This is a genomic window from Burkholderia sp. SIMBA_062 (assembly GCF_046534765.1).
Taxonomy (GTDB): domain Bacteria; phylum Pseudomonadota; class Gammaproteobacteria; order Burkholderiales; family Burkholderiaceae; genus Burkholderia; species Burkholderia ambifaria.
Genome location: NZ_JAWRYD010000035.1, coordinates 40,185 through 63,108, shown reverse-complemented (window position 1 = coordinate 63,108; position 22,924 = coordinate 40,185). Strand labels below are relative to the sequence as shown.

18 protein-coding genes and 1 pseudogene are annotated in these 22,924 nt (G+C 68.2%); 10 read left to right on the top strand and 9 right to left on the bottom strand.

Features of this window, described 5'->3' with window-relative positions; translation table 11 throughout:
- Positions 1-44 precede the first annotated feature (44 nt).
- The 3 genes from SB786_RS29250 to SB786_RS29240 all read left to right on the top strand — a co-directional run bounded on the left by SB786_RS29250 (position 45) and on the right by SB786_RS29240 (position 3,778).
- The gene (locus SB786_RS29250; RefSeq protein WP_410730494.1) at positions 45-1,106 is read left to right on the top strand and encodes a Rieske 2Fe-2S domain-containing protein; all 1,062 of its coding nucleotides are present in this window, start codon (positions 45-47) and stop codon (positions 1,104-1,106) included.
- Positions 1,107-1,236: 130 nt separating this feature from the next.
- Complete coding sequence (locus SB786_RS29245) at positions 1,237-2,580, top strand: MFS transporter (RefSeq protein ID WP_410730493.1); 1,344 nt, start codon at positions 1,237-1,239, stop codon at positions 2,578-2,580.
- Between the two features lie 103 nt (positions 2,581-2,683).
- Positions 2,684-3,778, top strand: a complete 1,095-nt coding sequence (locus tag SB786_RS29240) for a porin (protein WP_410730492.1) — start codon at positions 2,684-2,686, stop codon at positions 3,776-3,778.
- 61 nt (positions 3,779-3,839) lie between these two features.
- Here the strand turns inward: SB786_RS29240 and SB786_RS29235 are convergent, their stop codons facing one another.
- Positions 3,840-3,974, bottom strand: coding sequence for a hypothetical protein (locus tag SB786_RS29235; protein WP_410730511.1), 135 nt, complete (start codon positions 3,972-3,974; stop codon positions 3,840-3,842).
- 89 nt (positions 3,975-4,063) lie between these two features.
- Here SB786_RS29235 and SB786_RS29230 point away from each other — a divergent pair, with 89 nt between their 5' ends.
- Positions 4,064-6,241 (top strand): TonB-dependent siderophore receptor, encoded by a 2,178-nt coding sequence (locus tag SB786_RS29230; protein WP_410730491.1) that lies wholly within the window; start codon positions 4,064-4,066, stop codon positions 6,239-6,241.
- Positions 6,242-6,328: 87 nt separating this feature from the next.
- Here SB786_RS29230 and SB786_RS29225 read toward each other — a convergent pair whose 3' ends face one another.
- From SB786_RS29225 to SB786_RS29215, 3 genes are read right to left on the bottom strand one after another with little or no spacing between them, the layout of a single operon-like run.
- The gene (locus SB786_RS29225) at positions 6,329-7,360 is read right to left on the bottom strand and encodes a Zn-dependent oxidoreductase (RefSeq protein ID WP_410730490.1); all 1,032 of its coding nucleotides are present in this window, start codon (positions 7,358-7,360) and stop codon (positions 6,329-6,331) included.
- A 29-nt stretch (positions 7,361-7,389) separates the two neighbouring features.
- Complete coding sequence (manD, locus tag SB786_RS29220; RefSeq protein WP_410730489.1) at positions 7,390-8,598, bottom strand: D-mannonate dehydratase ManD; 1,209 nt, start codon at positions 8,596-8,598, stop codon at positions 7,390-7,392.
- A 28-nt stretch (positions 8,599-8,626) separates the two neighbouring features.
- Positions 8,627-9,358, bottom strand: coding sequence for a GntR family transcriptional regulator (locus SB786_RS29215; RefSeq protein ID WP_175729018.1), 732 nt, complete (start codon positions 9,356-9,358; stop codon positions 8,627-8,629).
- 156 nt (positions 9,359-9,514) lie between these two features.
- Between SB786_RS29215 and SB786_RS29210 the strand changes: the two genes are divergently transcribed.
- Positions 9,515-10,990, top strand: coding sequence for a mannitol dehydrogenase family protein (locus SB786_RS29210; protein WP_410730488.1), 1,476 nt, complete (start codon positions 9,515-9,517; stop codon positions 10,988-10,990).
- Between the two features lie 131 nt (positions 10,991-11,121).
- Positions 11,122-12,414: an MFS transporter gene (locus tag SB786_RS29205; RefSeq protein WP_410730487.1), complete on the top strand. Its 1,293-nt coding sequence runs from the start codon at positions 11,122-11,124 to the stop codon at positions 12,412-12,414.
- A 117-nt stretch (positions 12,415-12,531) separates the two neighbouring features.
- Here SB786_RS29205 and SB786_RS29200 read toward each other — a convergent pair whose 3' ends face one another.
- Both SB786_RS29200 and SB786_RS29195 read right to left on the bottom strand, forming a co-directional pair.
- Positions 12,532-14,454: an SMP-30/gluconolactonase/LRE family protein gene (locus SB786_RS29200; protein ID WP_410730486.1), complete on the bottom strand. Its 1,923-nt coding sequence runs from the start codon at positions 14,452-14,454 to the stop codon at positions 12,532-12,534.
- Positions 14,455-14,973: 519 nt separating this feature from the next.
- On the bottom strand, positions 14,974-16,167 hold the full coding sequence (locus SB786_RS29195) for a porin (protein ID WP_410730485.1): 1,194 nt from the start codon (positions 16,165-16,167) through the stop codon (positions 14,974-14,976).
- 292 nt (positions 16,168-16,459) lie between these two features.
- Between SB786_RS29195 and SB786_RS29190 the strand changes: the two are divergent.
- Positions 16,460-16,687: pseudogene (locus SB786_RS29190) on the top strand (GNAT family N-acetyltransferase); the annotation flags it as partial.
- 104 nt (positions 16,688-16,791) lie between these two features.
- The gene (locus tag SB786_RS29185) at positions 16,792-17,526 is read left to right on the top strand and encodes a metallophosphoesterase family protein (RefSeq protein ID WP_410730484.1); all 735 of its coding nucleotides are present in this window, start codon (positions 16,792-16,794) and stop codon (positions 17,524-17,526) included.
- A gap of 117 nt (positions 17,527-17,643) precedes the next feature.
- Here SB786_RS29185 and SB786_RS29180 read toward each other — a convergent pair whose 3' ends face one another.
- Positions 17,644-18,966, bottom strand: coding sequence for an ATP-binding protein (locus SB786_RS29180; protein WP_410730483.1), 1,323 nt, complete (start codon positions 18,964-18,966; stop codon positions 17,644-17,646).
- Positions 18,963-19,703 carry a response regulator gene (locus SB786_RS29175; protein ID WP_006750896.1) on the bottom strand — a complete coding sequence of 247 codons (741 nt, stop codon included), beginning with the start codon at positions 19,701-19,703 and terminating at the stop codon, positions 18,963-18,965. The genes SB786_RS29180 and SB786_RS29175 overlap by 4 nt, the downstream gene beginning before the upstream one ends.
- A gap of 222 nt (positions 19,704-19,925) precedes the next feature.
- Between SB786_RS29175 and SB786_RS29170 the strand changes: the two genes are divergently transcribed.
- A complete protein-coding gene (locus SB786_RS29170) occupies positions 19,926-20,513 on the top strand; it encodes a thioredoxin family protein (RefSeq protein ID WP_410730482.1) in 588 nt (195 codons plus the stop codon).
- 49 nt (positions 20,514-20,562) lie between these two features.
- Here SB786_RS29170 and SB786_RS29165 read toward each other — a convergent pair whose 3' ends face one another.
- Positions 20,563-21,201 carry an FMN-binding negative transcriptional regulator gene (locus SB786_RS29165; protein WP_410730481.1) on the bottom strand — a complete coding sequence of 213 codons (639 nt, stop codon included), beginning with the start codon at positions 21,199-21,201 and terminating at the stop codon, positions 20,563-20,565.
- Between the two features lie 128 nt (positions 21,202-21,329).
- Here SB786_RS29165 and SB786_RS29160 point away from each other — a divergent pair, with 128 nt between their 5' ends.
- Positions 21,330-22,880, top strand: a complete 1,551-nt coding sequence (locus SB786_RS29160) for a PLP-dependent aminotransferase family protein (RefSeq protein WP_410730480.1) — start codon at positions 21,330-21,332, stop codon at positions 22,878-22,880.
- Positions 22,881-22,924 lie beyond the last annotated feature (44 nt).

Below are 22,924 nucleotides of genomic sequence, written 5' to 3'. Positions count from 1 at the left end.
ACCGCGCGGCGCGCGGTGGAAAACCACAATACTGGAGACGATCAATGGCGCATCATGCCGCACCACCATTCAATACTACTAAGTTTCCGATCGACCGATGGTGGGTCGCCGCGCTGTCATCCGAACTGACGGACAAACCCGTCGCGCGCACGCTGCTCGGCCGCCCGGTCGTGCTGTTCCGCTTGCCGTCAGGGGAAGTCGGTGCGCTGGAGGATCGCTGCTGCCACAAGTCGCTGCCGCTGTCGTGCGGTTCGCTCGAAGCGCGCGGCCTGCGCTGCGGCTATCACGGCCTGCTGTTCGACCGCGGCGGCGCCTGTGTGGAGATTCCCGGCCAGGACCGGATTCCGGCGAAGGCGTGCGTGGCGTCGTATCCGGTGCGGGAACAGGACGCCATCGTGTGGATCTGGATCGGCGCCGACGCGCACGCTGAACCGACCTGCGCGCCACCGCGCTATCCGTTCCATGCGGATCCGCACTACCGGTTCGGCGGCGGCCACTACCATTACGACGCGCCGTATCAGCTGATTCACGACAACCTGATGGACCTGAGTCACCTCGGCTACGTCCACCTGAAAACGATCGGCGGCAACGCGTCGCTGCACATGGGCGCGGACACCCGCGTCAGCACTGATGGCGACACGGTCACGCTGGTCCGCCGGATGCCGGATTCGGAGCCGCCGCCGACCTACACGGCGGCATGGCCGTTCGCGGGGCGCGTCGATCGCTGGCAGGAAATCGAATTTCACGTGTCGCACATCCGGATCTGGACCGGCGCGATGGACGCCGGCACCGGCGACCTGCACGATCCGGCGCGCGGCGGCTTTCACATGCGCGGCTTCCACGGCATCACGCCCGAGACGGAAACGACGACGCACTACTTCTGGACCGTCGCGACCAACCCGCAGCACGACATCGAACGCGTCGCGCGAACGGTCATCGAGCAATCCGCCGCGACGTTCGACGAAGACAAGACCGTGATCGAAGCGCAATACCGGAATCAGCTGCGGTTCCCGGACGGCCGACAGATCGACATTCATGTCGACGCGGGCCCGAACCGCGCGCGGCGCGTGATCGAGCGGCTGCTGCTGCAAACCGAACCCGCGTAGGCATCGCGCCGGCGGGCGGATCCCGGGCTGCCCGTCAGCCCACGCAATCGCTTTCGTCCCATTCGCTACGGCAGTGCGTCGATTTCACCCCAATCAATTAGTCATACTATTCTTATGAAGGATCTTTGACGTGAGCGCAAATATCCGCACTACGATCGACGAATCCCCGATGAGCGCGTTCCAGACGATGGCGGTCACGGCCTGCGTCGTGCTGAACATGCTCGATGGCTTCGACGTGCTGGCCATCGCGTTTGCCGCGCCGCATCTGGCAGCCGAGTGGAAACTGAGCGGCAAGGAAATCGGCCTGCTGCTGAGCGCCGGGCTGGCCGGCATGGGCATCGGCTCGGTGCTGATCGCGCCGCTGGCCGATCGCGTCGGCCGCCGCCGCATCATCCTGCTGTGCCTCGCCGTGATCTCGACCGGGATGCTGGCCTGCGCGGCCACCCACGGCACGCTGCAACTTGCAGTCGCGCGTGCATATACGGGGCTCGGCATCGGCGGCATGCTGGCGAGCCTGACCGTCATCAGCGGCGAGTACGCATCGAACAAATGGCGCAGCGCCGCGATCGGCATGCAGTCGACCGGCTACGCGATCGGCGCCACCGCCGGCGGCGTCATCGCCGGTTATCTGCTGTCGACGTGGGGATGGCGCAGCGTGTTCGCGTTCGGCGGCATCCTGACCTTGATGTCGATCCCGATGGTGCTCGCGCTGTTGCCGGAATCGCTCGACTTCCTGCTGGCGCGGCGTCCTGACAACGCACTGCCGAAAATCAACCACATCCTCGCGAGAATGAAGCGCGCGCCGATCGACACGCTGCCGGCCGCGACCGCTTCCGTCGACACGGCGAACCCTGCGTCGAGCTGGACGGCCGTGCTGCGCGCACCGCTCGCGCGCCGCACGATCGCGCTGTGGATCGCTTTCTTTCTCGTGATGGGCAGCTTCTACTTCGTCGTGAGCTGGACGCCGAAACTGCTGGTCCAGGCCGGCATGTCGGCATCGCAGGGCGTGACCGGCGGCGTGCTGCTCAATCTCGGCGGCATCGCGGGCGCGTCGCTCTTCAGCCTGCTGTCGACGCGGTTCGGCCTGCGCAACCTGCTGGGCGCGACGCTGGTGCTGGGCGGCGTGTTGATGGTCGTATTCGGCGCGAACACCGGCTCGCTCGGCATCGGCATGACGGTCGCGGTGTTCCTCGGCGCCGTGATCAATGCGTGCGTGGCCGGCATGTATGCGCTGTCGCCGACGCCGTATCCCGCCGAGATCCGCACGACGGGCATCGGTCTCGCGGTCGGCATCGGCCGGCTCGGCGCGATCCTGTCGCCGATGACGGTCGGCGCGCTGCTCGACGACGGCTGGTCCGTGTCCCATCTCTATCTCGCGTTCCTCGTGCCGCTGGCCGGCGCGGCCGTCGCCGTCGCCGTGGTGGGCGCGCGCGCCGCGACACCGCACCGGCAACGCGATCCGGCGATCTCGTAACGCACGACACCCGCAGGCTTGACCGATACCCGTCGGTACCCCGGGCATGTCCGGGGAAATATAAAAAACGATAAGTAGATCTACATACTGTTTGGAGACAGCCATGAAAACGAAACTGGGCGTCGCGCTTGCGGCGGCGATGGCGCTGGCCGGACCGGCCTGCGCGCAAAGCAGCGTCACGCTGTACGGGATCATCGATACCGGTGTGTCCTACTACAACAACGCCGCGCACGGCGGGTCGTTCACCGGCATGCCGACGCTGACCGGCGAGGTTCCGTCACGCTGGGGCCTGAAAGGCACGGAGGATCTCGGCGGTGGCTACCAGGCCTTCTTCGTGCTCGAAAACGGCTTCCAGCCCGGCACCGGCGCATTGAACTATGGCGGACGCCTGTTCGGGCGGCAGGCAAACGTGGGCGTGAACAGTCCGTTCGGCGCGCTGACCCTCGGCCGCCAGATGAACATGACGATGGTCGTGCTGACCAATGCCGACGTGATCGGCCCGTCGATTCATTCGATGGCGGATTTCGACTCCTACCTGCCGAACGCGCGCAGCGACAATGCGATCGGCTACAAGGGCACGTTCAACGGCGTGACGCTCGGCGCCACCTACAGCTTCGGCCGCGACGCGGCCGGGCCGGCAGGACCGTCGGCGACGGGCTGCGCCGGACAGGTGCCCGGCGACATCGTCGCGTGCCGGCAATACACGGCGATGCTCGCCTACGATGCGAGCAATTTCGGGCTGGCCGCCTCGCACGACGTGATGCGCGGCGGCGGCGGCGCGCTCGCGCCGCTGAATAATCCGGCGTACACCGACACGCGCGACATCGTCGCCGGCTACGTGAAGATCGGCCCCGCGAAACTCGGCGCCGGCTGGATCCGCCGCAATCTCGCGGCGGCCGCACACCTGCAGGCCGACATCGTCTTTGCCGGCGGCACGTACTACGCGACACCCTACCTCGCGCTCGACCTGCAGGGCGTCCGCTACCTGCAACGCCGCGAAAACGGCGAAGGCGGCACGAACGCCACGCTGCTCGTCGGCCGCGCGAACTATTTCCTGTCCAAGCGGACGACCGTTTATACGTCGGTGGGCTACATGTTCAACAGCGCCACCGCTGCCAATGCGGTGGCCGCGGGTGGAACCGTCGCGACCGGCAGCAACCAACTTGGCGTGATGGCCGGGATTCAGCAGAAATTCTGACGCCCCGGGCAACGCCGTTGCGGGCGGCTCGCCGCCGCCCGCGAACCGCGCGTGCCGAACGTCAGCCCTCCAGCCGGCAATGCGCGAACTTCAGCCCCGGCAACACCGGCGCATCGATATAGCCTTCGGTCACGCAGTTGAACCGGAAATTCGCGGACGCCGTAAACGGCTTGACACAATTGCAAACGATTCTCATTACATATATCATGCGCATCCTGCCGCAGCCGAGCAGTGAAGCGCTGCGGCCTGTGCCCTCGTCCTTAGCACTCCGTCACTCATCGATTCATGCCATCCCGTCGAACGCCCCGCCGCGCGCGGACCTTGCGCCCGTGGCGCGCGAGCCTGCCTGCCCTCATCACCCTTTGCGTCGCGAGCGGCGCGCATGCCGATGTCGCCGAACGTGCGGACACCGGCCCCACCGCATCGACATCCACAACGCCCGCCGAACACGAACTCCCGGCGATCAGCGTCAACGCATCGTCGGTCGCCGATCCGACCGTCGGCTACCAGCCGCGCACCAGCAGCGTCGCCGGCGGCGACGAGCGCCCGCTCAAGGAGATCCCGCAATCGGTCGCCGTGGTCAGCAGCAGCGTGATGCAGGATCAGCAGGCGCGCTCGGTCGACGACGTGCTCGGCAACATCAGCGGCGTCACGCAGACCAACACGCTCGGCGGCACGCGCGACGCGTTCATCAAGCGCGGTTTCGGTTCGAACAACGACGGCTCGGTGCTCGTCGACGGTGTCCGCACGCCGGTGCTGCACAGCTATCTCGCGACGATCGATCGCGTCGAAGTGCTGAAGGGCCCGGCTTCGCTGCTGTACGGGATGCAGGACCCGGGCGGCGTGATCAACCTCGTCACGCGCAAGCCGGAGGACACGTTCGGCGGCTCGATCTCCGCATCGCGCACGAGCCATGGCGGCAGCAGCGCGCAGTTCGATCTCACGGGCCCGCTCGGCAAGGTGGGGCAGGTCGCCGGCGGCACGCTCGCGTTCCGGCTCACCGGCGAATACGACACGAGCCGCTACTGGCGCAGCTTCGGCCGCGAACGCAACGCGCTGATCGCGCCCGCGCTGTCGTGGCACGACGCGAACACGTCGATCGACGTCAGCTACCAGTACGTCGACTACACGATGCCGTTCGATCGCGGCACCGTGCTCGTGAACGGCCGCCCCGACGACGCGCTGCGCTATCGCCGCTACGAGGAACCTTGGGCGCAAAGCAGCGGGATCCAGGAAACGCTGCGTGCGCGTGTCGAGCACCGCTTCTCCGACGCATGGCGCGTGCGCGCGACGTACGGCTGGGGCCGCGACCGCTATGACCAGTACATCGCCCGCGGCACCACCTTCAACAGCGCGACCGGCGCGATGATGCGCACGGCCGACGCGAACCTCGGGCGCAACGACGCCGACCAGATCGCGACGCTCGGCCTGCTCGGCAACCTGACGCTCGCGGGGATGAATCACGCGCTCTACGTCGGTGGCGAATACGAACGGCAGCGCAGCTTCCGCGGCGACACGATCCGCGGCAAGGCGATCAAGGGCTTCGATCTCTACGATCCCGTCTACGGCCTGCTTGCGCCGGGCGGCACGCCGAACACGAAGTCGAGCGATTCGCGGTCGTTGGTCCACACGTATTCGATGATCGTGCAGGACTCCGTGAAGATCACCGACCGGCTCACCGCGGTCGGCGGGCTGCGCTGGGAGGACTGGCAGCAGGAATCGGGGATGGGGCGGCCGTTCGTGTTCGCCGACCGTTCGCACGGCAACGTGTGGCTGCCGCAGTTCGGGCTCGCGTATGCGCTCACGCCGTCGCTGACCGCGTATGCGAACGTGAGCCGCTCGTTCAAGCCGAACGTCGCGTCGAATGTCACGTCGCCGCTCGCGCCGGAATTCGGCCGCGTGCTGGAAGCCGGCCTGAAGTTCAACCTGAAGCCCGGCATCACCGGCACGCTCGCGGCGTACCAGATCGACAAGCGCAACGTCGCGGTAACAGTAGGCGACATCACGTCGACGATCGGCACCGCGCGCTCGCGCGGGATCGAACTCGACGTCGCGGGGCAACTCACGCGGCACCTGAGCCTGATCGGCAGCTATGCCTACACGAACGCGAACGATCGCGACAGCAACACGTCGCTCGTCAACGTCGCGCGCCACACCGGCAGCCTGTTCGCGGTGTATGACACGGCGCTCGCGAACCTGCCCGGCCGCTGGCGCTTCGGCGGCGGCGCGCGGCTCGTCGGCGCACGGCCCGGCGACACCGCGAACAGCTTCACGCTGCCCGGCTACGTGACCGTCGATGCGTTCGCAGCGTACGAGACGACGATCGGCAAGTTCCCGACGCGCATCCAGCTCAACGTGAAGAACCTGCTCGACAAGACCTACTACCCGTCGAGCAACAGCAACCTGATCGTCGCGGTCGGCGAGCCGCGGCTCGTCACGCTGACGACGACGGTGTCGTTCTGACACACCGTCGCACCGGCCGGCCGAGGCGCGCAACACGCGCGACGCGCTCCGGCCGGCGACACGAACCGGTACGAACCGAACGCGCTATCAGCCGCCCGCGAAATCGAGCAGGATCTTGCAGCTTTCCGCGGGATTGCGCTCGGCCATCTCGAACGCCCGCGCGACGTCGCGAAAGCCGACCTTGTGCGTGACGATGTGCTCGGGCTGGATCAGCCCGCGAGCAATCCAGTCGATCACCTGCGGGAACATCGCGCAGTTGAGCCGCGATGCGGCGAGCGTCAGCTCCTTCTTGGTCAGCTCGGCCTGCACGATCGCCGACGGCTCCGACGAAAACCCGAGCACGCCGATGCGGCCGGCCGGCGCGGCGATCGTCACGGCCTCCTCGAGAATCGACGGATGGCAGACCGCATCGAAGATCAGCGTCGGGCCGCCGTCGACGCCGCGCTTGTCCAGCGCGTCGGGCAGCGACTCGACGCTCGTGTTGATGATCTCGTCCTCCGCCGCGCCGCACTTGCGCGCGAGCTGCAGCCGCGCGTCGAGCCGGTCGGTGATGAACGCGCGAATGCCGTACACGCGCTTGAGCACCTGCAGGATCGTCAGCCCGACGGTGCCGGCGCCGTAGATCAGCGCGACATCGCCCGGCAGCACGCCGGTGCGCGACGTCGCGTTCGCGGCCACCGCGAACGGCTCGACGATCGCCGCGCAGGTATCGGCGATCGCGTCCGGAATCCGGTGCGCATTGCCGGCCGGCACGCACGTGTACTGGCTGAAGCCGCCGTCACGATGCACGCCGAGCACGCTCAGGTGCCGGCACACGTTGCGCCGGCCGATCATGCACGCGTGGCAATGCCCGCAGCTGATCACCGGATCGACCGCGACGGTCTCGCCGAGCCGCGCGGCATCGACGCCCGCACCGACCGACTCGATCGTGCCGACGAATTCATGGCCGATGATGCGCGGGTACGACACGAACGGATTCTTGCCGTGAAAGATGTGCAGGTCCGACCCGCAGATGCCCGCATAGCGCACCTTCACCCGCACCTCGCCGGCGGCGGGCGCGGGCAGCGGCACTTCACGCACGCCCATGCTGTTCGGACGATCGACAACGACGCTCAACATTTCGGTTCTCTCCTTCGGATCTTCGCCGCTCACCAGTTCCACATCGAGCCGTCGCGCAGCCGCGCGACCGGCAGGTACGCGCGCTCGTACGGATATTTCGCGGCCAGCGTCTCGTCGATGTCGACGCCGAGGCCCGGCACGTCGTCCATCACGAGATAGCCGTCCTCGAAGCGGTAGTTGTGCGGAAACACTTCATCGGTCAGCGCGCTGTGCGGCATCAGTTCCTGGATGCCGAAGTTCGGCGCCCACAGCCCGAAGTTCACGGCCGCCGCCATGCAGACGGGCGACAGGTCCGTCGCGCCGTGGAAGCCGGTGCGCACCTGGTACATCGCCGCGTAATCGGCGATGCGCCGCACGTGCGTGATGCCGCCCGCGTGCACGATCGTCGCGCGGATGTAGTCGATCAGCTGGTCGCGAATCAGGTCCTTGCAATCCCAGACCGAATTGAACACCTCGCCGACCGCGAGCGGCGTCGTCGTGTGCTGGCGGATCAGGCGGAATGCGTCCTGGTTCTCGGCGGGCGTCGCGTCCTCCAGCCAGAACAGCCGATGCGGCTCGAGGTCACGGCCGAGCCGCGCGGCCTCGATCGGCGTGAGCCGGTGATGCGCGTCGTGCAGCAGGTGCGGCGCATCGCCGACCGCGTCGCGCACCTTGCGGAACAGCTCCGGCGTGTGGCGCAGGTAGAGCGCGGTGTCCCACGGCTCTTCGGGCGGCAGCCCCTTCTCGGCCGGCTCGTACGCGCCGGCCGTCTTGCCGACGCCGTACACCTTGTCGAGCCCCGGCACGCCCGACTGCACGCGGATCGCGCGATAGCCGGCCTCGATGTGCGCACGCACCGCGTCGACCGCTTCCTCGTGATCGCGCCCGTTCGCGTGGCCGTACACCATCAGGCCGTCGCGGCTCTTGCCGCCGAGCAGCCGGTAGACGGGCATGCCCGCGAGCTTGCCCAGGATGTCCCACAGCGCCATGTCGATCGCGGCGATCGCCGTCATCGTCACGGGCCCGCGCCGCCAGTACGCGCCGCGATACAGGTATTGCCAGATGTCCTCGATGTTGCGCGGGTCGCGCCCGACGAGGCACGGGAACACGTGGTCTTCCAGGTACGCGCGCACCGCGAGCTCGCGCCCGTTGAGCGTCGCGTCGCCGAGGCCGTGGACGCCCTCGTCGGTCACGATCTTCACCGTCACGAAGTTCCGGCCCGGACACGTGACGATGGTCTGCAAGCGTTCGATTTTCACAGCGCTCCTCCAGCGGGCGATTCAGATGTCAGTCGACGAAGTAATGGGGCGCGCGGCTGCGCACGTCCGGCAGGTGCGAGCCGATCCGGTCGACGTGCGCCGCGACCGACGCGCCGAGCAGCGCCATGTTGCGCGACGCGATGTGCGCGAGGATCTGTTCGTGTTCCTGCAGCGCGCGGCGCGCGTGATCCTCGACACGCTCGAGCAGCAGCCAGCGCACCCGGTCGAACTGGCGCTTCATCGGCTGCAGCATTTCCCACACATGCGGCCGGCCCGCGAACGCGAACATCCGCCCGTGCATCGCCTCATCGAGATCGAAGAACGCTTCGACATCGCCGGCGGCCACCGCGTCACGCTGCGCGTCGATGATCCGCGACAGCTCCGCGAGTTGCGCCGGCGTGATCTTCTGCGCGAGCTCGACGTGGTTCGCGCATTCGAGCGTGCTGCGCGCGAAGCGCCCTTCCTCGAGGATCGACACGGGAATCGGCGCGACCAGCGTGCCGACCTTGCGGATGATCTGCACGAGCCGCTCGTCGGCGAGCTGCGCGAACGCTTCGCGCACCGGCGTGCGGCTGACCTTGATCGTCGTGGAAATCACCGCTTCCGACAGCGCGGTGCGCGGCGGCAGCGCGCCGCGCACGATCGCGTGGCGCAGCAGCGCATGGACCTGCTCCGTATATGACCGGCTCTCGTCCAGCGAGAACCCCTGCAACGCCGTGACGACGACGTCACCCTCCTCCAGTACTGCCGTTTCGCTCATGGTGCGATTGATCCGACTCGATATCGATAGCTACCATGGTACATAACCAGCCGAATTCCGGCGATCTAGCGTTTACACCGATAACTTCACGAGAAAACTCGAAATAACCTGCACGCATTCGACCACCTACCATGGTACGCACCACCCCTGATCGCCATGCCATCCACCCCCGATTTCCTGCGCACCGCGCCGCCCGGCACCCGCCGCCCCCGTTATGACCGGCGGGCGGTCCGCACCGGCATCGTCCATCTCGGCCTCGGCGCATTCCATCGCGCGCACCAGGCGCTTCACACGGAGACGGTGCTCGAACAGGGCGATCTCCGCTGGGGGATCGTTGGCGTCGAGTTGCGCCGGCGCCATACCGTCGACCTGCTCGCCGCGCAGGACCACCTGTACACGGTGACCGAACGCGACGGCCAAGAGGCGCGCACGCGCATCGTCGGCGCGGTGCACGGCGCGCTGTTCGCGCCCGAATCGCTGCCCGCGCTGCTGGCGCTGATCGCCGACCCGGCCGTGTCGATCGTCAGCCTGACCGTGACCGAGAAAGGCTATTGCCGACGCCCCGGCGGCGGTCTCGATGCCGACGATCCCGCGATTCGCCAGGATCTCGCGACGCCCGACGCGCCGCGCACCGCGCTCGGCGTGATCGCGGCCGGCCTGCGCCGACGGCCGGCTCATGCGCCGCTGACCGTCGTGTGCTGCGACAACATGACGTCGAACGGCGACACGCTGCGCGCGCTGCTGATCGACTATGCGGAGCGCATCGACGGCACGCTCGCGCGGCGCATCCGCGACGACGTCGCGTTCCCGAACAGCATGGTCGACCGGATCGTGCCGGCCGCGACGCCCGAATCGCTCGACTGGGCGGACGCGCATCTCGGCGCGCGCGACCCAGCCGCGATCGTCTGCGAGCCGTTCTCGCAATGGGTGATCGAGGATCGCTTCGCCGGCCCGCGTCCGCGCTGGGAAGACGCCGGCGCGCATCTCGTCGGCGACGTGCGGCCCTACGAAACGATGAAGCTGCGGTTGCTGAACGGCTCGCATTCGGCTCTCGCGTATGCGGGGCAGCTGCGCGGCCGCGCGACCGTGTCCGACGCGATGGCCGATCCGGCGATCGCGGCGCTCGTCGACGGCATGATGACGCGCGACCTGCTCGCAACCGTCGACGTACCGTCCGGTTACGACGCGCACGGCTATTGCGCGACGCTCGTGCAGCGCTTCCGCAATCCGACGCTCGCGCATCGCACTGAACAGATCGCGATGGACGGCACGCAGAAGGTGCCGCTGCGCTGGCTGCCTGCGCTGGCCGAAAGCGCGGCGGCTGGGGTCGAGCGTCCCTACCTGGAACGCGCGCTGGCGCTCTGGCTGCACTACGTCGCCACCGCGCGCGACGAGTCGGGCCGGCCGCTCGCGATCAACGATCCGGGCGCGGCCGCGCTCGGCGCGACGCTGGCGGCTGCCGGCGATGCAACCGGCGCGGTTCGCGCCGCACTCGGCAGCAGCGCGCTCGCCGGTTCGACCGCGTGGCCCGACGCGTTGATCGTGCGCGTCGGCGCGCATCTGTCGACGCTGCGCACGCACGGCACCGACACGCTGCTCGCGCCGTTGCACACGCCGTTGCACACGCACTGAACAAACGCTCGTCACGGTTCGCCGCAACCGCAGCGAACCTCGCAACACCCGTGCCCGCCGACGGCGATACCGACGCGGCGAACGATCGACACGACATGACGGCCGGCCCACCGGCACGAAGGAGACAGACAATGAAGCAGAAGTCGCCGGCGTGGTTCACGGTGTTCCTGCTGTTCCTGGTGTACGGGATCAACTATCTCGACCGCGTCGCGCTGTCGATCGTCGCGCCGATCGTGCAGACCGATCTCGGCATCGATGCCGCGCAGATGGGCCTCGTGTTCAGCACGTTCTTCATCGGCTACGCGCTGTTCAATTTCATCGGCGGGCTCGCGTCCGACCGGCTCGGGCCGAAGCTCGTGTATGTGCTGTCGGTCGGACTGTGGTCGGTGTTCTGTGGGATGACCGCGCTCACCGTCGGCTTCGTGAGCCTGCTGATCGTGCGGCTGCTGTTCGGCATGGCCGAAGGGCCGCTGTGCTCGGCCGCGAACAAGATGGTCAACAACTGGCTGCCGCGCGACGGCGCCGCGACCGCGATGGGCCTGCTCAGCGCCGGCTCGCCGCTCGGCGGTGCGATCGCCGGGCCGATCGTCGGCCTGCTGGCCGCGCAGTTCGGCTGGCGGCCGGCGTTCTGGATCGTATGCGCGATCGGGCTCGCGTGGGTCGTCGTGTGGATGATGTCGACGTCGGACCGTCCGGCCGCGCCGGCTGGCGAGGCATCGGGTGCACGTGCGGCGACGCGTGCGGCATCGCCCGCCCACGCGCCCGCGGCGGCGGCGGCAACGCCGGCGCACACGCTGTCGCACTACGTGCGCCAGCCGCGCATCATCGCGACGGCCGCTGCGTTCTTCAGCTACAACTACGTGCTGTTCTTCTTCCTGAGCTGGTTCCCGAGCTACCTCGTGCGTGCGCACCATCTGAACATCAAGGAGATGAGCATCGCCACCGTCGTGCCCTGGCTCGTCGGCACGGTCGGCCTCGCGTGCGGCGGCGCGATCTCGGATGCGCTGTACCGGCTCACCGGCAACCTGCTGCTGTCGCGCCGGATCGTGCTCGTCACCTGCCTGCTCGGCGCGGGTGCTTGCGTGGCCGTCGCGGGCGCCGTGCAGTCGACGCAGGGCGCGGTCGCACTGATGTCCGTGTCGCTGTTCTTCCTGTACGCGACGGGCGCGATCTACTGGGCGATCGTGCAGGACGTCGTGCATCCCACCCGCGTCGGCGGCGTCAGCGGCTTCCTGCATTGCATGGGCAGCCTGTCGGGCGTGATCGGGCCGGCCGTGACCGGCTTCATCGTCGAGCGCAGCGGCTCGTTCGCGTCCGCGTTCGTGCTGGCCGGCGCGATCGCACTCGCGGGCGCGGTGCTGGCCGGCGTGTTCGTGCGCAATGGGCGGCCGTCGAACGTGCTGCGCGAACGCACCGCGCACTGACGTTCCACGGCTGGCGAAGGCCGCGCGGCGCAGCATGAACCGGCGCCGCGCGCGGGCACGAGGTGAACGGCCACGTGCTCGGCGCGCCGTGACGTCCGCCCGCCGCGGCCCGCGTGATCACGGACGCCAGCGATACACGACGAGGCTCGACCCGTTGTAGTTGTCCTTCGTGATCACGTATTCGCCGGTCGAGCGCAGGTACGCGCGGATGCCGTACATCGAGTCGACGTCGTTGCCGACGTCCATCGCGGCCGTGTTCGAGTTCGTCAGCGTGGTGACGAGGCTGCCGGTGTTCAGGTCGAACACGTCGACGTTCGGCACCGTGTGCACGTAGCCGACGAACAGGTAGTGGCCGGCCGCCGCCATCGATTTCGGGTTCGCGCTCGTCAGGTCGATCGCCACGTTCGGCGTGCTCGTGTTGCCGGCCTTCCAGCCGCGATAGACCTCGATGTGCCCGTTCATCGCGGTCCAGTCCCAGCTGCCCGAGATGCCCTGCGCGAGGATCATCGTGTCACTGTCGGCCTGGTAGATGATCCGCGTGAGCGGCAGCACGGTGCGCGGAATCTGGATCTGCACCGGCGTGCCCCATGTCGGCTTGCCGGTCGCGTCGAAGCCCTTCATCGGATAGTGCGAGATGTTGTTGGTGCGATCGAGCCCGGCCCATACGTCGCCGTTGTCGTCGAGCGCGAAACCGGCCGTCACCTGCAGGCTCGTGTTGAACGGCTTGCCGGGGATCGAGCCATCCGGAATCGCGATATAGCCGCTCGCGTTGTTGAAGTGATAGATGTTGTAGTTGCCCGGGTTCTGCCCGGTCGCGACGAGCATCCGGGTGCCGTTCACCAGCGCGAGCTGCCCGAAATGCTGGCCGCGCTGGTAGTCCTTCATGTCGAGGCGCGGGTCCTTCGGATAGGTGAACGGATCGATCGTGTTCGCGACGAACGTGCCGCCCGCCGTACCGGTATAGACGTTGTTGCCGCTGTAGAAAAACGCGCCGTCGGTCGCAGGGTCGGGCGCGGCAGCGCCCTCGAAGTTCAGCGCCTGCAACTTCCATTGCAGTACGCCCGTCGGGCTGTACGAATGGAGGTCGGTGCTGCCGTTGCGCCCGAGATCCCAGCCGCCGCCCCATGCGTTGTTCAGCACGTACAGGTTGCCGGCCGCGTCCTTGCCGATGCCCGCGACACGCGTGAAGCGCTTGTCGCCGACCTGCCCCTTGATGCCCGACGTCGTGTCGAGATAGCCGCCCAGCACGCCGAACGTGCCGATCTGCAAGGGCTGGCCGGCGAGCGTGTAGACCTTGATGTTCATGTCGGGGCCTTCGTCGCCCACCAGCATCTGCCCGCTCGGCGCATCGAAATACAGCGACGCTGGCCGCGCGCGGGCCGCCATCTGGATCGTGTTCATCGCCGTGCCGGTCGGGCTGAACTGCGCGACGATGCCCGCGCTCTTGCGCGCGACCCACAGGTTGCCGCCCGCGTCGAGCGCCAGCGCGCCGGGCCCCGATACGCCGATGTCGCGCTGCCACACGCCGTCCGTCGTATACACACGCACGCGGTTGCCGTAGAAGTCGCTCACGTACAGCAGGTTGCCGGTCGTCGCGAGGCCGGTGATCACGTCCGCGTACTGGATACCCGTCCACGTGCTGACCGGGATGCGCAGGTCGCGCTGGTTCGTGCTGCGGTTGTAGCGGCCGACCGAGCCGCTGCCGAACGTGCGGTTGTAGCCGAGCGCGACGAACAGCGAGTTCGCGTTGCCGGTGATCGCGCCGCCGTGGAATTCGTCATGGATGCCGATCGTGCCGAGCGTCTGCCCGTTCTGGTAGATCGCGACGCCGCCTGCATTCTCGTCCCAGCGCGACGCCGTATAGATCACGCCTTCGGGCGCGACCCACAGCGAGCGAGCGCCGTTGCCGACGTGCGCGGCCAGCGTGCCGAACGTGTTCGCGAGCCAGTCCGTCGTGTATTGCGCTTGTGCGTGACTGACCGGTGTCAGCATTGCCATGCACAATCCAAGCAATGCCGCGCGAATTTGTTTCGATAACATGAATGATGCTCCCGGACGATCGCCTCTCGATACTCTAGTTCGGCGCGTATGAAATATTGGTGATTTCTGCAAAAAACCGGTCATTTCCACCATGAATTACTCATTGGTTTTTTACCCGGGATCGGCCCCGCGGCTCCCCGCCAGATAGCGCTGTGGCGATTCATCATTACCGGCACTTTGTTCCGAATTTCCCACTCCGGACGCGTCATTTTTTCTGATGCACGCGCATTGAATTTCCATTGCCGGCAAATCGACTCGATGATTACAAATCGAAATTAAAATGAAAGAGAAAAAATATTATCCGGCTGCATGCCGCATTGCCGGTAAATCGTGAAGAAGTGAAATAAGGCGGGGCGCGGCGGACTGCGTTTGCCGCTGAAGACGGAGAGGGAAACGGAGGTGCGCCGCACGTGCGGCGAAGCGTGATGCGGGCCGTGTTGAATGGGGAAGGCCGTACGCCGGCCCGGCGTGCGGCCGGCGGCCCGCATTGCGCGCGGGCGACCGGTCGCGCGCGTGGCGTTAGAACTTCTGGCGCAGGCCGAGGCTGACGATCGCCTGCGATCGCGAATCGGACGAGTGGCCGTTCGCCTTGTCCGACACCGCCGCGGTCGCGGCCACCGGCCGACCGAGTGCGTCGAGCGTCGTGCCGGACGCACGCTGGTAGGCGCCGAGCAGGTACACGCTGGTGCGCTTCGACAGGTCGTAGACCGCGCCGAGCGTGACGTTGTGATACTGCGCGCGGTCGTCGATGCCGTCGACGTCGCTGCCGCGCGTGTAGCTGTAGCCGGCGAACAATTGCGTCTGCGGCTGCACGTTCCAGCGCGTGAACACGCCCGCGACGTTGAACGTCGCATGACCGCTGAACAGCGACTGCGCGCCACTGCGGTACTGCACGTTGCTGTAGTTCACGCCGACGACGGCCGGGCCGAAGTTGTACGTCGCGCCGGTCGCGATGACCTGCTGCGACTGCGCGCTCGCATAGCCTTCGTTGATCGACGAGTTGAACAGCCCGTCATCGGTGCTCTGCCATTTGCCGGCCGTCGGGTCGGTCGCGCCCGTCTTGCTGTTGTCCGAGCGCTCGTAGCCGACGCCCACGCGCAGCGGCCCGGCCGCGTATGCCGCGCCGACGCTCCACGTGTTGCGCTGCTTCATGCTGCCCGGCTGGCTGCCGAAGCCGTACAGCGCGCCGAACGTGAAGCCGGCGTAGTTCGCGCTCGTGTACTTGATCGAGCTGTCCACACGCGCGGTCTGGTCGAGATCGTCGATGTCGCCCGGGTGTGCGCCGAACCCGCCGATGAACGACGACGGGGCGACCGGGCTCACGAAGTCGTCGAGCGACGTGTACTGGCGGCCGAGCGTGACCGTGCCGTAGCGGTTGCTGCCGACGCCGACGAACGCCTGGCGGCCGAACTGGCGGCCGCCCTGGCCCGACGTGCCGTTGGTGATGTCGAAGCCGTTCTCGAGCACGAACAGCGCGCGCATTCCGCCGCCGAGATCCTCGGAACCCTTGATGCCCCAGCGGCTGCCCGACAGGTTGCCGGTGGTCAGGCCGACCGCCGAATGCCCGGTGTAGGCGCCCGGCGAGCCGACCCGTTCGTTGCTGCGATAGGTCACGCCCGCGTCGACGATGCCGTACAGCGTGACGGAGCTTTGCGCGGATGCGATGCCCGCGAGCGAGAGCAGCAGCGGTGCTGCGATCAGTTGCTTGTTCATGGTTTTTAGCGTCTCCGGGCGGTCAACCCTGTTCTATGCGAGTAACGCGTGCGGCCGGCGAGATACGCCTGCATGCGAGGCCGACGGCGTTCGCACGCGGGAACGCGCGCGTGCGAGACGCGCGCGGCACGTTGCGGCGAGCATGCCCGCCGAGGCCGCCATGGTAGTTGGAACCGGTTTCGTTCGATAGCGCAATAATGAAAACAGCTTCTTGCCGATATCGAGATAATTGGTTGCGCGACGAACGTCGCTGTACGGCGCGGGGCCGCGCGCCCGATAATCGAGCGCACCGCACTGGGGGCACGGCATCGCGAGCGCGCTATGCGCGAGCGTCACCGCGTGGGCATTCGCCGAAGGCGGCTTCATGCGCATCCAGGGTGTCGTGCTGACCAGCAACGCCGGCTCCGTGCGTGTTCTGCAGAAATGCGGCTACCGGTACGAAGGATTGCTGCGTGCCTACCGGATGGTGCGCGGCGTGCCGGGCGATTTCGCGATGTACGCGCGCATCGCGACCGACTGACCGATGAGCGACGCTCGATGCACGGGTCCACTGGCCGTCGGCGCGATTGGACGCGCTACGCCGAATTGGCGACAATCGCCGCTCCCCGCATCGACTTCTTCGCCATGAAAATCGCCGCGCTGTCCGACATCCACGGCAACCTCGCCGCGCTCGACGCGGTGCTCGACGACGTGCGCCGCCGCGGCGCCGACCTGATCGTCAACCTCGGCGACATCGTGTCGGGCGCGCTCCATCCGCCCGACACGGCCGATCGCCTGATCGCGCTCGACCTGCCGACCATCAAGGGCAATCACGAACGGCAACTGCTGAGCGGCGATCGCGAAACGATGCGGCTGTCCGATCGCTGGGCGCACGACACGCTGCGCGGCGACCATCGCGCGTGGATCGCCGCCTTGCCCGAACGCCTGACACTCGACGACGACGTGCTGATGGTGCACGGCACGCCCGCCAGCGACCTCGTCTATTTCCTCGAAACGGTAACGCCCGACGGCTGCCGCGCGGCGACGCCCGATGAAATCGCGCAGCGCGCGGGCGACGAGCCGGCGTCGCTGATCCTGTGCGGCCACACGCATGTCCCGCGCATCGCGCAGCTCGACGACGGCCGGCTGATCGTCAATCCGGGCAGCGTCGGGCTGCAGGCGTACACGGACGATCAACCGCATCCGCACCGGATCGAAACGGGCTCGCCGCATGCGCGCTACGCGATGGTGTCGCGCACGCCGGCCGGCTGGCACGCCGAATTCCACGCGGTCGAATACGACTGGCACACGGCCGCCGACACCGCGGCAGCGCGCGGTCGCGATGACTGGACCGTCGCGCTGCGCACCGGCCGGTGCTGACGCATCGTCGCCGTTCCACACCGCTTCGTTCACCGGAAAAACGATCCGCCATGCACGGTGCGTCAGGCAGCGCCGCGTGCTGGCAACCGCTCGCGAGCCGCCCCGCGCGGCGTCGCATCACACAGCATTCGCCAGCGTCAGCCGCGCTTCGAGCCCGCCGCCATCCGTCCGGTTGCGCAACGTCAGCGTGCCGCCCATCGCGAGCGCAAGCTGCCGCGCGATCGCAAGACCGAGCCCCGTGCCGCCCGTCTCGCGATTGCGCGACGTCTCCACGCGGCGGAACGGTTCGAACACCGCGTCGAGCTGATCGTCCGGAATGCCGGGCCCGCGATCGAGCACCGCAATGACCGCGCCGCCGCCTGACGCCGCCTGCACATCGATCTCGGCCGCGCCCGCGAACTTCAGCGCGTTGTCGACCAGGTTGCCGACGATCCGGCGCAGCGCCTTCGGCCGCGTGACGAGCGCGAGCGGGCCGCCGCTGTGCAGCGCGACGTCCTGCCCCGCATCCGTGTAATCGCACACGATGCTGTCGAGCAGCGCATCGAGATCGATGCGGCGCGCGGCCTCATCCGTGCCGTGCAGCGTGCGCGCATAGGCGACGCCCTCCTTCACCAGATGCTCCATCTCGATCAGGTCCTGGCGCAGCTTCGCGCCCTGCACGTCGTCGTCCATCACGTCGACGCGCAGTCGCATGCGCGTGATCGGCGTCTGCAGGTCGTGCGAGATCGACGCGAGGATCTGCATGCGCTCGGCCATGTACTGCGCGATGCGGTCCTGCATCGCGTTGAACGCCCGCGCGGCACGCGCGACTTCGGACGGCCCGCCCTCGTTCAGGCGTTCACCCTTCAGGTCGGGGCCGAGCGCGTCGGCCGCCCGCGCGAGCTGGTTCAGCGGCCGCGTCGCGAGCCGCACCGCGAGCCAGCAGCACGCGGCCAGCACCGCGAGCTGCAGCGCGAGCACCACCGGCAGCCAGCCCGACAGCGGCACCGTCGACATCGGGTGGATGTCGATCGTCAGCGGCGAGCCGTCGGTCAGGCGCAGATGCACCTGCAGATGCTCGCGATCGCCGGGAATCGCGTTCGCCGTCAGCGGGTAGTCGCCGCCGATGCCGTCCGAGATCGACCGCTCGACGCGCGCCGACAGCCGCGCCTCGGACGGCGTGCCCGTCTCGCCGGGCCCGAGGATGAACACGTAGCTGCGCCGCGCGAGACGCGGCAGCCACGCGGCGCGCTCGCCGGGCGGCAGGTGGTCGAGCAGCGCGACCGAACTCGCGACCTCGCGCTCGATGTAGCCCATCATCAGGTTGGTGGTCGCCTGGTCGCGCTCCATCACCGTGAGCCAGAACGACAGCGTCTGCGCGAGCGCGAGGCCCACGCACAGGATCAGCGCGAGCCGCGCGAACAGCGAGCGCGGCCAGTGCCGCAGGGTGCGCGCGCTCATGCGTCGCCTTCGACCGTGGTCACCGCCGACGAGAACACGTAGCCCTCGTTGCGCAGCGTCTTGATGTAGCGCGGCTCGCGCGCGCCGTCGCGCAGCCGCTGGCGCAGCCGGCTCACGAGCAGGTCGATCGACCGGTCGAACGGATCGGACTGGCGGCCCTGCGTGAGGTTGAGCAACTGGTCGCGTGTCAGCACGCGCTGCGGATTGTCGAGGAACACGCGCAGCAGCCGGTATTCGGCGCCGCTCAGCGCGACCAGCGTGCCTTCGGCGTCGAGCAGGTGACGCCCCGTCGTGTCGAGCCGCCATTCGCCGAACGCGAGCATCTCGGCCGTCTCCGTCACCTGCATGCCGGGCGGCAGCATGCGCGCGCGGCGCAGCACCGAGCGGATCCGCGCAAGCAGTTCGCGCACCGCGAACGGCTTCGCGAGATAGTCGTCGGCGCCCATCTCGAGGCCGATGATGCGGTCGGTTTCCTCGCCGCGCGCGGTCAGCATCAGCACCGGCACCGTCCGGAACTTGCCCGCGCGCAGATCGCGGCACAACGTGAGGCCGTCCTCGCCGGGCAGCATCAGATCGAGCACGATCAGGTCGGGCGCGCCGTCTTCGAGCACGTTGCGCATCTCGCGGCCGTTCGCGGCGAGCGACACGCGCATGCCGTTCTTCTCGAGGTAGTCCGCGATCAGTTCGCGGATCGCGCGATCGTCGTCGACGATCAGTACGTGGTCGATCTTGTCCATGAGTCGGGGTCGTGAGGTTGCGGCTGGCGATGTCCGCCTTTATACCGCACGGCGGGCACGCATTTGTATCCCAATGTATCGCGCCGCCGCGACGACACACAACATTGCAAGCCCGCGGCTCGCCGGACACATCGCAGATACGTCGGCGCGGCCCAATGAGGGCTGTCGAAACCAGTCCGGCCGACGCGATCGCGCGGCGGCCGGCCGAACCGGAGAACCGCCATGCTGCCCAGACTCAAGACTGCCGCCCTCGTGATCGCGCTCGCCGCCACGGCCGGGCTCGCCGCGTTCGCCGGCACCCGCGACGACGCGGGCATGACGGCCTCGCTCGCCGGCACGCCGGCGCCCGACTTCACCGGCATCGAGCGCTGGCAGAACAGCGCGCCGCTCAAGCTCGCGCAGCTGCGCGGCAAGGTCGTGCTGGTCGATTTCTGGACCTACTCGTGCATCAACTGCATTCATACGATTCCGTACGTGAACGACTGGTACCGGAAGTATCGCGACCAGGGGCTGGTCGTGGTCGGCGTGCATACGCCCGAGTATCCGTTCGAACGCGATCCGAAGCACGTCGCCGATGCGCTCAAGCGCTTCGACATCCAGTATCCGGTCGCGCAGGACAACCGCTACGATACGTGGCGCGCGTACGGCAACCAGTACTGGCCCGCGCTGTACCTGATCGACGCGAACGGGAAGATCGTCTATACGCGCTATGGCGAGGGCGGGTACGACAAGACGGAGGCGGCGATTCGCGAGGCGCTGGCGCAGGCGCATGCCGGCGAAGGCACGAAGGGCGCGACGCGTACTCAGTAACGGGTGCCGCCCGGGGGCGCGGCATGCGCCCCGGGCGATTCGCCGCCGCTCACTTCCGCTTCGCGTCCGCCTCCGCCAGCATCGCCGCCCCGATCGCGAGATGCCCCTCGGCGATCAGCGCGTCGCCCGCGCCGCGCATATCGTCGGCCGCCTTGTTCTGCCCGAGCTTGCGCTTGCCGACGAGCCGCGTGATCTCGATCTGCAGCCCGACGATCGACTGCAGCATCGTGTCGAGATAGTCCTTCGGCGCGTCGGCCATCTTCCACGGCGCCGGCTGCGACGCCTCGTGCGTGCGGGTCAGCCGCGCGACCACGCCGCGCACGAACTTTTCGTCGTCGCGCACCGTGATGCGGCCGTGCGCGTGCACGACCACGTAGTTCCACGTCGGCACCTGCCGGTGCGCGACGTGCTTGCTCGGGTACCAGTTCGGCGAGATGTACGCATCGCCGGCACGGAAAATCACGAGCACCTCGTCGCCGTTCTCGATCTCCTGCCAGACCGGATTGGCGCGCGCGACGTGCGCATGCAGCTCGCCGAGGTCGCCGTCGCCCGGCAGCAGTTCGAACGGAATGTGGTTCGCGTCGAGCCCGCTCCTGCCGTGCGTGACCAGGCTGCCGAACGGATGCTGGACGATCAGTTCGCGCAGCGCGTCGGGGCGGGATTCGGCGAAATCGGCGGGGACATACATGGCGGCTCCACGGTCGGACAGGGTTCAGGAAGGAACGAGCCCGAAACAGGCGCGTCATGCCCCGATTGTGAGCGCTAACTGGTTTATGCTGTAGAGCCGGTTTCAAACAATTTCAGTAGACCAGAATCATGGCCAGAACCGCCCGGATCGTCGAAGTCCCGTCGCTCGGCGCGCTCGACCGCGCGGCCGGCGACCTGAGCCGCCAGCTCGCGCAGGCATTGCGGGACGCGGTGCGCCGCGGCGACGTGCGGCCCGGCGACACGTTGCCGTCCACGCGGCTGCTCGCGGCATCGCTCGAGGTTGCACGCGGCACCGTCGTCGACGCGTATGCGCAGCTCGTCGCCGAAGGCTTCCTGGAGTCGCGCGGCGGCGCCGGCACGCGGGTCGCGAACGCGCTGGCCGAGCCGCCGCCGGCCGGCAAACCAGCGGCGGCCCGCCCGCGCGCCGCGCACGCCGGCCTGCCCGAGCCGGCCGCGACGTTCGCGCGGATCGCCCGCGAATTCCGTCCGCTGCCGGCCGCGCCGTTCGCGATCTCGGTGCCGGTCGGGCTCACCGCGCCCGACGACATCTGGCGGCGGCTCGGCAACCGGCTGCGCGCACGCGGTGCCGGTGCGCCGTCCGGCTATGCGGATCCACAAGGCGCGTTGCCGCTGCGTGAAGCGATCGCCGACTACGTGCGCCGCTCGCGCTCGGTGCGCTGCAGCGCCGATCAGGTCGTGATCACCAGCGGCACGCAACAGGGGCTGCACCTCGCGAGCCAGGTGCTGCTCGGCGCGCACGATCGCGCGTGGGTCGAGAATCCCGCCTATCGCGGCATCACCGCGCTGCTCGAGAGCACCGGGCGCCGCGACGCGATGGTCCGCGTGCCGGTCGACGCGGAAGGCATCGACGTCGAGGCCGGCATCCGCGTCGCAGCGGACGCACGCGCGGCATTCGTCACGCCGTCGCACCAGTACCCGCTCGGGATGCCGATGAGCATGGCGCGGCGCAACGCGCTGCTCGGCTGGGCCCGCACGCATCGCGCATGGGTGGTCGAGGACGATTACGACAGCGAGCTGCGCTACGAAGGCTATCCGTTTCCGTCGCTGCAGGGGCTCGACCCCGAGCGCGTGGTCTATCTCGGCACCTTCAGCAAGATCCTGTTTCCGTCGCTGCGGCTCGGCTACGTGATCGCGCCCGACGATCTCGTGCCGGCATTCTGCGGCGCGCGCGTGCTGATGGATCGCCATGCGCCCACCGCCGATCAGCACGTGCTGGCCGCCTTCATCGCGGAAGGCCATCTCGACCGCCACATTCGCCGCGTGCGCGGCGTCTACGCGGAACAGCGCGCGCTGCTGATCGACACGCTCGGCGCGCGGCTGGCGCGCGAGCGCGCATGGGTGCAGCCGGGCGATCAGGGCATGCACGTCGTGCTGTGGCTCGCGGCAGGGATCGACGATCTCGACGTGGTGGCGCGCGCCGCGCAGGCGGGCGTCGCGGTGCGCGCGGTATCGCCGATGTTCGCGGCGGGCACCGAACGTCCGGGCCTCGTGCTCGGTTTCGGCGGGTTCGATCGCGCGCTGATGGAAGCGGCCGCCCAGCGTCTCGCGGATGTGGTCGGCGCCGCCGCCGGTGCCGATTCATCGGAACAATCGCGCCGACGCACGCGGCCAAAGGTTGTCCGCGGGCAACAAACGTAATCGTCTGTAAATCCTGCAAGAAAACCGGCATTTTGGCCACAGCC

Excerpts from the sequence above, each read along its gene's own strand:
- SB786_RS29175 (WP_006750896.1), bottom strand. The coding sequence starts at position 19,703 with ATGGACAAGATCGACCACGTACTGATCGTCGACGACGATCGCGCGATC.
- SB786_RS29250 (WP_410730494.1), top strand. The coding sequence starts at position 45 with ATGGCGCATCATGCCGCACCACCATTCAATACTACTAAGTTTCCGATC.
- SB786_RS29235 (WP_410730511.1), bottom strand. The coding sequence starts at position 3,974 with ATGAGAATCGTTTGCAATTGTGTCAAGCCGTTTACGGCGTCCGCGAAT.
- SB786_RS29180 (WP_410730483.1), bottom strand. The coding sequence starts at position 18,966 with ATGAGCGCGCGCACCCTGCGGCACTGGCCGCGCTCGCTGTTCGCGCGG.
- SB786_RS29170 (WP_410730482.1), top strand. The coding sequence starts at position 19,926 with ATGCTGCCCAGACTCAAGACTGCCGCCCTCGTGATCGCGCTCGCCGCC.
- SB786_RS29240 (WP_410730492.1), top strand. The coding sequence starts at position 2,684 with ATGAAAACGAAACTGGGCGTCGCGCTTGCGGCGGCGATGGCGCTGGCC.
- SB786_RS29165 (WP_410730481.1), bottom strand. The coding sequence starts at position 21,201 with ATGTATGTCCCCGCCGATTTCGCCGAATCCCGCCCCGACGCGCTGCGC.
- SB786_RS29215 (WP_175729018.1), bottom strand. The coding sequence starts at position 9,358 with ATGAGCGAAACGGCAGTACTGGAGGAGGGTGACGTCGTCGTCACGGCG.
- SB786_RS29195 (WP_410730485.1), bottom strand. The coding sequence starts at position 16,167 with ATGAACAAGCAACTGATCGCAGCACCGCTGCTGCTCTCGCTCGCGGGC.
- SB786_RS29205 (WP_410730487.1), top strand. The coding sequence starts at position 11,122 with ATGAAGCAGAAGTCGCCGGCGTGGTTCACGGTGTTCCTGCTGTTCCTG.
- SB786_RS29210 (WP_410730488.1), top strand. The coding sequence starts at position 9,515 with ATGCCATCCACCCCCGATTTCCTGCGCACCGCGCCGCCCGGCACCCGC.
- SB786_RS29160 (WP_410730480.1), top strand. The coding sequence starts at position 21,330 with ATGGCCAGAACCGCCCGGATCGTCGAAGTCCCGTCGCTCGGCGCGCTC.
- SB786_RS29230 (WP_410730491.1), top strand. The coding sequence starts at position 4,064 with ATGCCATCCCGTCGAACGCCCCGCCGCGCGCGGACCTTGCGCCCGTGG.
- SB786_RS29225 (WP_410730490.1), bottom strand. The coding sequence starts at position 7,360 with ATGTTGAGCGTCGTTGTCGATCGTCCGAACAGCATGGGCGTGCGTGAA.
- SB786_RS29185 (WP_410730484.1), top strand. The coding sequence starts at position 16,792 with ATGAAAATCGCCGCGCTGTCCGACATCCACGGCAACCTCGCCGCGCTC.
- SB786_RS29200 (WP_410730486.1), bottom strand. The coding sequence starts at position 14,454 with ATGTTATCGAAACAAATTCGCGCGGCATTGCTTGGATTGTGCATGGCA.